Raw genomic sequence first — 10,401 nt, forward strand, 5'->3', positions numbered from 1 at the left:
GCGATGTCTCATAGGTGGCGATCAGGCCGCCGCCATCTCGCACAAACGTCTCAAGCTGTTTGCACTGCTCGGCAGAGAGTGCCGCGATATTGGGGAGGATAAGCGTGCGGAATGGACGGATGTGCTCAGGATCGAGCAGATGGTCGTGAACCATCTCAAATGGGATACGCGCCTCGACGAGTGCCTGATAAAAACCCAGACTTGGGTCCTCGACTTTAGCGCGCGCTTCGTCGCCTCCGTAGTACGTGGCAGTCTGTTGCGAGTACACAAGACCGACCCTGGCAAGCGGCTGCTCGTTACGCAAGTAGGTCTCATTCGCTGCGTGCCACTTGTAGATGTCTTCCACGACGGGCATCCAGCGCGGATCGATCACCTTGCAGTCAAACTTCGTGAACCACGGGCGGAGATCATGCGCGATGCCATCCGCAACCCACATTCGTATTTCGTCGTCACTCTGTACAGAATCTTTCCAACGGTATTTCTCCTCCAGTCCAACGCTGAAGATGCCGACGATCGCTTTGCGGCCCAGCGTGGCGCGGTACTCTTTACCGTTCTTGCCGTTGGCCCAGGAAGGCATAAGGCCTGATCGTCCCTGACGATCGGCGAAGAGTGTCGGCGCCAGGTCGCCGACCGTCTTCATATCAAGTTCGCTTAAGGCGCCGCCGCCTGCGTTGGCAATGTAGCTTGCGTTGGGATTGATGCGCTGGATTCTTTCGTTCCACAGCCGCCAAAGCTCAAAGAGCCGTTGCTGCCGCCAGAGGATGTATTGCCGCCGCGCCGGATCCTGAGGATTGTGGGTGCGAGGAAGCGCCATGCCGCTAAAAGCCTGGAAGTTCTGTTGGCAATGCTCGCAGTAACACATGCCCGATCCTGCCCATCGATTCGTGAAGATGCCGCCGGTCATGTACTTCGTCATGATCTCTTCGTGAACTGCGGTCATGAAGTCGAAGTTGTACGGTCCCAGAGCGCAGGTCAACCAGAAGTCTTTATCCGACGGATGACGAATCTTATCTCCGTTCGCACCCACCATGATCCAATCCGGATGCGCGTCATAGACGTCCTGATGGCAGGCATGAGCGTCCGTCCGTGCAACGACGACCATACCGAGCGCGCGGCAACTCCTCTGCAGGTCGCCAAAGGTATCCATATCCCTGAGCCACTTGCTGCGATAGTGAAAAGGAACCTGTGTGGGATAGAACGCAACAGCTCCGCCGGCGTTCAGAGTCACCGCATCAATGCGCAGACGCTTAAAGTAGTCCAGCCAGAATTGCGGATCGTAATTGCCAGGATCATCTTCGGCAAAAGCGATCTGAGCCCATCGCATGGGCCTGTCGTACCAGCCGCCATTCGGCTGACCCTGACGGCTAGCGTCCTGCTCCATCAACGCACCAAAAAAGGATTGCGAGTGACCAGTCGCGGAGGATGCAGTGATCATCGTGGCAGAAAGAAGAAAGTCTCTCCGGGTGATTTCGTTGCGATCATCTATCACGGTTGCTCCAATGGGTGCACGACGGCGGCCCCACTGTAGCATTTCTGTGCAAAGAAGGGCGAATGTCGCTCCGTCTTCACACGCAAACTTAGTGCAAGGTGTAGGTGAGATTCGTAGAGACTCGCAAGATATTGCGGCGCAGCAGGAAGGTGAAATTCAGACCGATGCCCCTCTCGCGAAAGGCATCGGTCTTTGCAGACGAAATCAAAGCTGGTTAGAAGTTAATCTTCAGCGCGAACTGACCGAAGCGGCGTTCGTCGTTGGCTCCACTATTGTTGCCGATACCGCCCTTGGACGCGGTGACCGGCAAAGGATCTCCCGGGTTGACGTTAGCAACATCATTCAGACCTTGCTGGATGAAAAGATTGTGATGGTTGAGAAGATCGAAGCCTTCTGCACGGAACTCGATGTTGACCTTCTCATGAATGGGGAAGGTCTTGCTGACAGACGCATCGAAGGTCCACGCGCCAGGTCCGCGGAAGCTGTTCCGGGAGACCATGGTCGCAGGGAACGGGCCCCAATCGGAGATTCCGCCCAGCGCAGCATTAGAGAAGGAGACGGCCGGCGGAAGGTTGCCGATGACGTAGCTGTTCAGTCCGCCGCCATTCTGGCCATTCGGGATTGATTTGAAGGTGTGTTGTGGGACCTTGCCGGCGAGTGGTGTATACCGCGCGACTTGATAGCCGCTGTTATTGTTCGTGCTGTCGAAGTAGGTGAACGGCGTACCCGTGCGGACAGTATAGATACCCGTTACCTGCCAACCGCCCACTGTTTGCGCCATGAAGCGATTGCCGCCGGCAAAGGAAGGCGTCCGGAAGATAGGGGCGACCACCAGACGATGACGGATGTCGAGATCCCCGTTGCCCCGATCGAAACCGGGATTGAATGGCTGCAGATATCCAAGCGCGAACGCGTTGTTGGTCTCAGAGAATGTCGTGCTCAGATCGTCTATCTGATGCGCGAGCGTGTAATTTGCCACCAGGCTCAACCCGGAGTTGTGGAGATTCGTACTTTGGAACTGGATGTTCATTGCCTGGTAGTACGAGTCGCCATTGGAGCCCCGGTTATTGATGTTGGAGTATTGGTTCGTCAGCCTTGTGAGCCCCGTGTTCCCACTGCTATCTGTTCTTGGGTCGCCAAGAAGCACATTGCCCGAACCCAGGGCATTGATGTTCTTGATGTCATAGAGATGGAGTCCGCGAGCGCCGGCATACTGCAGCGAGAGCATCGTATTGCGTGCCAGCTGCTGCTCCAGTGCCGCATCCCAGAACTGCGTCTGCGCCGTGCGGATRTTTTGATCCACATGCCGCAAGCTGGTGGGTGGCAGCGGAACACTACCCGACGATCCACCAAGCGGACCAGCATTCGAGGTAGTAATACGCACATTGTTGACTAYGACGACAGCATAGTTCGGGGGATTCTGAATCACGTTGAAGGTGACATTGCCGAAGTTCCGTTCGTAGCTGAGGCCGAAGCCGCCACGAATTGAAGTCCGGCCTGTCCCGAATACGTCAAACGCGAAACCGACGCGTGGCGAAACCGTGCCCCACTGCGGTTTCCATAGTTCGCCAATAGGACTCTTTGGCGTGGTAAATACCTGACCGTTGCGAATGCTCTGGAAGAGATTTCCGCCCGAGCCATAGTAGAAGTTCGACTCCAGATCCTTCTTGTTGTTGTGTTGCACGCCATAGTGCTCGTAACGCACGCCATAATTAAAGGTGAACCTCGGCGTCAGCTTGTATGAGTCTTGCGCGTAAACTGCCCAGTCGTGGAAACGATTGCTGCGCGCAAAGACGGGTTGAGTTGCCGGCAGGTTGATGGAGCAGGCCGAGGTCCGCGTGAGCGTGCCTGTATAAGGATTGCGTACGCAGGGCAATGCGCCGTTTGGATTCACCGCGGCCTGGARCTGGAACAGATCGCCGGTGAGCAGATTCTGCAATCCGGCCGTCCGATTGACGCCAACCTGCTCTGTGGCCTGCGCGTACGCACCATAAGCGTTATTGGCCTGCAGGTAGAGATACTGTCCACCAAACTGCATGGAATGTTTCCCCTTCTGCACATTTAAATCCTGATTGATCTGGATCGTGTTTTGGGGTCCGCCGAACGGAAGGCCGCCATTCGCTGGGTTGAAGTCATAAAAGCCCGGCAGTTGGATAAACGTACTCGTCTTTGGCAGCTGCGCATTCACTGAAACGATCAGCGTTGGGACGTTCTGTAATTTCGTGTCGTAGGTCACGGGAGCGTTGAACCTGCTGAAGCTGAGCTTTGTGCTCGAAGCCACGGAGGGACTGAACTCGTGAAATGCGCTCAGGAGATAGGCCCGAGCCCTGGTGGCCGCGCCTACGTTGTATTGTGAGTAAGGCGACGCGAACGATGTACCGTTTGCATCTGTCTCCTCATAGTCTGCATAGCGGAAGAACATCCGAGTGCGGTCGCTCGGGTTGAAGTCCGCCCGCCCGACGATGTTATAGGTGTTTTGCGGAACACTGCCGCCGGCGTTGATCGGCGCGGTATACGCCACGACACCAAAAGCCGGCGTGCTGGCCGGGATCCCCGTTATTCCAAGCTGCCCCGCAGTGTAGGTGTTCGTGAAGTTGAAGTTCTTCCCGCCGGCGTAAGCCGTAAAGAAGGCTTGCGTGTTTGCCGCCGAAAGGGCAAGAAACTGGGACGTGGGAACTCCGGCAAAAGCGATTCCGGAACTGCGGACCCGGGTCCACTCCGTGCTACCGAAGAAGAACAGCTTGTCTTTGACAACGGGTCCACCCACCGCAAAGCCAAACTGATTACGCGTGTACTTTCCCTTGGGCTGACCTGCCTGCGCATTCAACACCGTATTCGATGTGTAGGCGGAAAGGCGGTTGAACTCCCATAGAGTGCCGTGGAATGCATTGGTTCCACTCTTCGTTGTCACGTTGACGATTCCACCCGATGCTCGACCATACTGAGGCTCAAAGTTGCTGGTCTGAACACGAAATTCCTGCGTCGCATCGATCGGCACATAGACTCCTATGCCATCCGTGAAGACGCTGATGTTTTCAACACCGTCCAGAAGAATCTCAGTACCGCTGGACCGTTGGCCGTTCACATTGAATCCGACGCCGCGCGTGGTAGCATTCTGTGAATTTCCACTCGACCCGCCTGAAACGCCTCTCGAATCTCCACTGTTTGTACTGTCGCCGGCGGATACGTTGCCTGCGAGCGCTACAAAGTCGTAAGCGTTGCGCGTAAGACTAGGCATTTGCGAGACCTGGGTTGCATTTACGATCTGCGACAACTCCTGTGACTGCGTGTTTACCTGTGCGCCCCCCTCAGCGGTCACCTCTACGGTGCTGGTGGCTTGGGTCACCGATAACTTGGCATCCGCCGTTACTTTGGCCGCAACCGTGACCTCAACACGCGTCGTGTACGCTTGGAAACCACTGGCCTTAATAGCGACCTCATAGGTAGCGGGCTGCAAGCCCGTGACTACAAAAGTACCGCCACTGTTAGTCGCCACGGAGCGAACCGCATTTGTTCCCAGGTTCGTGATGGTGACGGCGGCATTTGGAACAACCGCACTCGACGGGTCGGTTACCGTCCCTGAGATCTGTCCGGTCTCCTGGGCGTATGCGCTTTGATATGTGAGAGCAAGAATGAAGGCTACTACGCCTAAGAGAAAAGTTATCTTGCTGAGCAGACTGACTGGATTTTTCATTGGCACTCCTCGACGCTTGGGCAAGCGTTCGTACGGAGTGCGCAGTCCTGTTGCTGTTGGGGCGTTGCAGTAACGGGGCCTGCGGAGCGCCCCGTGCGTCAGTTTGTCCACGCAGCCCTCGCAAAGTATCAAGGCTGCAGCTAGTTATTATTGCATATTTTACAAAAACATGGTAGTAGTTCTCACCCTTCCGGCGCTCGCCGTCTACTGGTTCGCGATTCGTTTCCTCAAAATGGGATCCAGGTTCGTCTTATCGATCAGCGCCTCTCCCGTATCGACAAACACCGGGAACGGAGAGTTTGGATCCAGAAAATAGTCTCCACTCATTGGCTTCACGGGGTAGTGATGGACTTGGTCCAATGCCTTCAGCCCCAGAACGGCCATCGTGTAGGGCTTTTGGGCGATGGTCGAATCAATCGTTCCATCCCCCACCAACTGCAACGTATCGGTGTCCGTATCCATCGCTATCAGCACCCGGTCGGTCGCACTCCGCCGCTTGAGGGCTTCGGCTACGTTCGCCCCGGACCTTGATTCCAGGCAAATGAACGCGTCAATCTTGGCAGCACCCGTCCGCGCCAGGTACACCATCGCCTGATCCAGCGCCTTACCTGGATCCGCCTTAATGTCATAGACCTCCGCGGTCTTGATCCCGTTGAAATCCTTCAGGATGTCCTGATAGCCCTTCAATCGCTCCTCAAGGTTCGGCTGCCCCGGATTGGTGAAGAACACGACATTTCCTTTCCCATTCAGGCGCGCCGCCAGACGCCTTCCGCCCAGCCTACCCGCCTCAAGGTTATTGGTTCCAATGAAGTACAGCCGCTTGCTCTCCGGCGAATCCGAGTCAATCGTAATCACCGGAATGCCTGCCGCGATGGCAGCATCGATCTCTGGCGCCATCAGGCTCGAGCTCGCCACCGAGACCAGAATCCCCGCAGGCTTGCTTGCCACCGCTGCTTTGAACTCATCCACCTCGGCCTGAGGATTTAGACCCGCTGGCCCACGCGTGTCCACCGTGACCCCATATTCCGCTCCCGCCGCTGCAAGCCCCGCCGCGGCCGACTTCCAGTACGGCACTTCCGTGTTTGTGGCAATCAGGTAATACCGCTCGTTCTTACTATGCCGGGTGCAGCCCGTAAGCAAGGGAAGCACCACCGTCAAAAGCGCTAAAAAAATCCGTTTGCTCAACGTCATCATCGTCAACCTCCGGAACTTCTGTTGTGAAGCACAGCACTAGAGCATTTTTCCTGTTGCTCGGAATCCCGGGAGGAGCGTGCAGCGGGCGTTTTCATTGGGCAAAACGCCCATAGATGCACAAGCCCCGTACTACACCTACAGGAAAAATCCTCTATCCTCCGCAGTAGGTGAACACCCACGTCCTCGTTCGCGTGGGAGCCAGATATTACTCCAATTTGGATGAGGAAAGCTAAGTAGTTTGGAATCAGCGGATACCCTTTTTGAGACGGTGAGCGTATTTCCCTGTGCGTGTCATGTATGGTTCCGCACATATGAGCCGGAGCAATCAGGAGAAATTCCGGGCATGCGGGCGACAGGAGGTTTCGTTTCAGTTGTAAGCCATTCAGGTAATGAGCATTTTCCTTGTGGGTGCGGTGTACGGCTTCCGCATACTATGGGCATTTTGCGCAATGAAAACGCCACTGCACGCTCTTCCGAGATGCCCAGCAACAGAGAAGACGCTCTAGCGTGATGCCGTGATACTAAGATGGTGCTGTATCTATTCGACCGTTGAAGCCATGTAAAGAGATGAAGCGAAATGACAACGCTGACATCATCGTTTTCGAAGCGGCGCTTGTTTAAGCTTTTCAGGCAGATTCGAGATTTCTGCTACATGCCATGGAACGAGCAAAGCATGATCGCCGAGGCCTTCCTGCTGCTTGCCGCTACACGGGCGGCATTGCTTGTTGTCCCATTTCGCGCGGCGGCAGGGTGGGTTGGAGTCGTTGTTCCGCCCAACGGTCCTGGTCGATCACCGGCCCAGGGACTTGCCGCTGAACAGCGCAGGATTGCGGAGGAGGTGGCAGTTGTCGTACGACGGGCGTCTCGCGTGGCGATCTTCGAATCAAAGTGCCTTCCACAAGCCCTGGCTGCGCGCATGATGCTCAAGCGGAGAGACGTGTCGAGCGTGATTCACTTCGGTGTGCGTTGTGGTGAGGAGAGAAAATTGCTGGCACATGCCTGGCTTGAGGCAGGAGATGTCGATGTTACCGGTGGCGCGATAGCGACTCAGTATTCTGAGATCGCGCGGGTCATTTGACGGCTTTACGCCGCTCGGCTTCACGGACCAGCATCCGCGCGCGAAATGCCTCTGCAATAGAAGCAGCATCCACTTCATAACCGCACGATGCGGCGTAACCAACAAGAGCATCTTCATCGAAAGCCATCACCTGCGCTGGATCATGAGCACCGGTGATAGATCCTGACCTGAGGCTTGCCAGAAATCGGATCGCATTCTGCACGCGCTTTAGCGTCATGGTTGCGTATCCTCTGCAGTCGTTGGTTGTACCCCCAATGCTGTGAGGGCCATCAAAACAGCCGCCGTTGTAAAAATCCGGTAGGGCTCCTCAAGATGGCGGGCAGTGGCGCCACTCCTGTCGTCGGTGTCAGTACTCACGATGTCTGTACCCGACGGCCAGCTACCGTCCTCCAGTTGACGACAGGCTAACGCTTCAGCTCGGCGGTGGGCTTCCTGCTGGTCTGACGCATTGCCCAGCCGCAATATCCGTATGATCCAGGCATCGATCCAGGCACTTGGTGCGGATGGCCTGTAGGACCAGGCCCAGAGAATCGCACGATCGACCGATGCGCGATACTCAGTCACGGAGGCGAGCGCCTCAGCCGCGAGAGCGGTAGACAACGCAGGACACTGCCACCAGTAGGCCGTCCAGGAGCCGTCATCATTCTGGGTTTCACAGAGCCGTCTCATGGGAAGGCGTCCCAGTAAAGGCGCTACATTGGCCGCGGTACAGAGATGTTCGGACTGCCACCCATCGTCATTCTCTTTTGCCGCATGGCCGCGGTACTCAACAGATACGCCTGCTTGGTAGGTTGATATCCCGCCATACTGCAAAAGGTGTGCGCTTATAAACTGCATGGCGCGTACCAATGCCATCCCCTCATAGCCCATCCGTCGGAACAAATGCACTGCCCATGCTGTTGAGTCTGCATCAGGAGGTAGACAGCCGTTCCAACCCCACCCTCCACCGGCTCGCTGACGGCGCAGCAATTTGTTGACTGCATCCTCTGCCCCTCTGCGTGCATCGGCATCGTCGATGCAACCTAGAGCATAACCAACAAACGCCGTGGCCCATTCGTCGCTTGGGCCTAAGTTTGTTCGAAACTCGGTCCACCAACCGCTCTGGTGTTGGCGACTTAATAGAAATTTGATCGCGGCGCTCACAGTGGCCGACAGGCAGGGCGCATGCGAAGTGGAAATGGCGACCGGATCTGCTGGTGGCGTGTCAGACCAGCAATGCTGAGCACTGACATACGCTTTCGCCATCATTTTTCCCTCGGCAGAGAGAGTCACCTTGAGGTGTGACAGTGCACGCTCCACATACGGGACTGCATCGCCTGACCGGAGTTCCGTTGCCAGTAACCAACTTAGCGGCCACGTTTGTTTCGGCATATAGGGATACAACCGGCCGTCAACTTTCAGCAGGCAAGCGGCTTCCACTTCGGAGCAGATTCCAAGTTTCCCCAGGAGCATGAACAACTGTTGCCAGCGCGGTTCGGAAGACGGTTGTTCATCGAACATGATCTCGAAGCCGATATCTTTGGTCGGGCGGCGGTGTATGAAGTTGATGGCGACCGTGATGGTGTCCGCTATCTCGACGAGTTCGTCGAATAACTCGAACGCAGGCTGTGTCTCTCCGGGCCAGGCGATTTCCTGTAACAGCAGACCGAGCTTTGATTGGCGTACGTTTCGATAGTTGACCCTTAGAAGATCACCACGCGAGGGCATGGAGCCGATGTGACTTACTGAAACATTGTCCTGCATCGCAGGCGCCCAGGGAGGAGCCTCCTGGCTGGCCGCGGCGGTTTCCGAAATTTGCCCAGTTGTCGTCAGAGCCCGGAGTTGTCTCATCCGCAGATCATGGAGCGACAGTGCCGGTAAGGCCGGGAACTTGGCATCGACGGGAAGAAAGACCGAGGCCGGCTGATGCAAACGATCGAAATCCCATTCGAAGAAGATAGCGCGTGTTGGCTTGGCCTGAGAGTCGTCGCTCTCTCCTGACGCGACAAATTCTCGTAGCCGCGGTGGATACTGAAGCGAAGGACGGCTTTGCAGGAACCACGTGAGAGCATCATCGTCGTCGCCGTATGGCTGCACCATCTGGTGCAGATCAGGAGTTTGCGCTCCCGCATTCAATCTGAGTTCAAGGGCCAGCCTCGGAATAGGCGCAAGCTGTCGAGCGGCGTGATGGATGCTCTCACGCGTTTGTTCGTCAAGATGAAACCCGGAAAGTACGGGCCAAAGAAACTGAAGACATCCCTCGGCGGCTAGAAAGGGACCAGCAACGATCGAGGAGTTCTTGCTGCCGCTCATGACTGCTTCGACAGGCAAAGCTGTAAGCTCTTCGCAAATGCCTCTGCCGATTGCCTCAAAAGAGAAAGATTGTCCGGCATCTGCAGTTCCAGGATACTGGCCTGAGAAACCAGATGACTCATCATCCGTCCAGCAGCAAGAGGTGGAGCATTAGGCGGCAATGGATCGCGGATCAGATGCCTGGCGAGGTGTAGCACGGCACTTTGGCCGGATAACGTTCGTATTTCCGGGCTTCCGAGAGATAAGCTGCGTGGAAGCAGACAAATCGCAGCCGCAATCCGGAATGAGGCATTTTCGTCTTCCGGGATTGCTGCAGGAAGCAATAGCTTTTCATCCCATTGTTCGTCGAAGTCGCCTGGCAGCGTCCTCGCCCACCGCTCCTGAGCCGTCTCGGGTGAGTGTCCAAGTGCCTGCAGGCTGTCGAGGCGTAGTTTGTTACGACGCAATCCGGGGAGTGCACGCACTATGCTTTCGTCACAGCAGATCACCCGCACCAGATCATCAGCAAGCAGAGACCAGCCTGAACGCTGTAGTGCAGCAGAGAGGGTCGATTTTCCAGCTCCCTTAGGACCCATCAAAAGGATGGCCTCGCCGGCCTTTACCAGAGCAGCAGCGTGAAATGCGGGGAGGTTCAACCGGCACAAGACCGTGCGC

6 protein-coding genes and 1 pseudogene are annotated in these 10,401 nt (G+C 56.2%); 1 reads left to right on the top strand and 6 read right to left on the bottom strand.

Features of this window, described 5'->3' with window-relative positions:
* From AB4043_RS03730 to AB4043_RS03740, 3 genes are all read right to left on the bottom strand, one after another.
* Positions 1-1,381, bottom strand: a 1,381-nt coding sequence (locus AB4043_RS03730; protein ID WP_442306524.1) for an alpha-amylase family protein, incomplete at its 3' end; no start/stop codon positions are given.
* A 322-nt stretch (positions 1,382-1,703) separates the two neighbouring features.
* A complete protein-coding gene (locus AB4043_RS03735; RefSeq protein WP_442306525.1) occupies positions 1,704-5,183 on the bottom strand; it encodes a carboxypeptidase regulatory-like domain-containing protein in 3,480 nt (1,159 codons plus the stop codon).
* Positions 5,184-5,387: 204 nt separating this feature from the next.
* The gene (locus AB4043_RS03740; protein WP_442300415.1) at positions 5,388-6,377 is read right to left on the bottom strand and encodes a substrate-binding domain-containing protein; all 990 of its coding nucleotides are present in this window, start codon (positions 6,375-6,377) and stop codon (positions 5,388-5,390) included.
* A gap of 652 nt (positions 6,378-7,029) precedes the next feature.
* Between AB4043_RS03740 and AB4043_RS03745 the strand changes: the two genes are divergently transcribed.
* Positions 7,030-7,455, top strand: a complete 426-nt coding sequence (locus AB4043_RS03745) for a lasso peptide biosynthesis B2 protein (protein ID WP_442300414.1) — start codon at positions 7,030-7,032, stop codon at positions 7,453-7,455.
* On the opposite strand, the gene AB4043_RS03750 is transcribed toward AB4043_RS03745, so the two are convergent.
* The 3 genes and pseudogenes from AB4043_RS03750 to AB4043_RS03760 form a co-directional block, all read right to left on the bottom strand.
* Positions 7,448-7,672, bottom strand: coding sequence for a hypothetical protein (locus tag AB4043_RS03750; protein ID WP_442300413.1), 225 nt, complete (start codon positions 7,670-7,672; stop codon positions 7,448-7,450). The two genes, AB4043_RS03745 and AB4043_RS03750, sit on opposite strands and share 8 nt — an antisense overlap.
* Complete coding sequence (locus tag AB4043_RS03755) at positions 7,669-9,747, bottom strand: prenyltransferase/squalene oxidase repeat-containing protein (RefSeq protein ID WP_442300412.1); 2,079 nt, start codon at positions 9,745-9,747, stop codon at positions 7,669-7,671. Before AB4043_RS03755 ends, AB4043_RS03750 begins: the two co-directional genes overlap by 4 nt.
* Positions 9,744-10,401, bottom strand: a pseudogene (locus tag AB4043_RS03760) (hypothetical protein); the annotation flags it as partial. The pseudogene AB4043_RS03760 and the gene AB4043_RS03755, both read right to left, overlap by 4 nt.

Origin of the sequence: Terriglobus sp. YAF25, assembly GCF_052113305.1 — a bacterium.
Taxonomy (GTDB): domain Bacteria; phylum Acidobacteriota; class Terriglobia; order Terriglobales; family Acidobacteriaceae; genus Terriglobus.

Excerpts from the sequence above, each read along its gene's own strand:
- AB4043_RS03740 (WP_442300415.1), bottom strand. The coding sequence starts at position 6,377 with ATGATGACGTTGAGCAAACGGATTTTTTTAGCGCTTTTGACGGTGGTG.
- AB4043_RS03745 (WP_442300414.1), top strand. The coding sequence starts at position 7,030 with ATGCCATGGAACGAGCAAAGCATGATCGCCGAGGCCTTCCTGCTGCTT.
- AB4043_RS03750 (WP_442300413.1), bottom strand. The coding sequence starts at position 7,672 with ATGACGCTAAAGCGCGTGCAGAATGCGATCCGATTTCTGGCAAGCCTC.
- AB4043_RS03755 (WP_442300412.1), bottom strand. The coding sequence starts at position 9,747 with ATGAGCGGCAGCAAGAACTCCTCGATCGTTGCTGGTCCCTTTCTAGCC.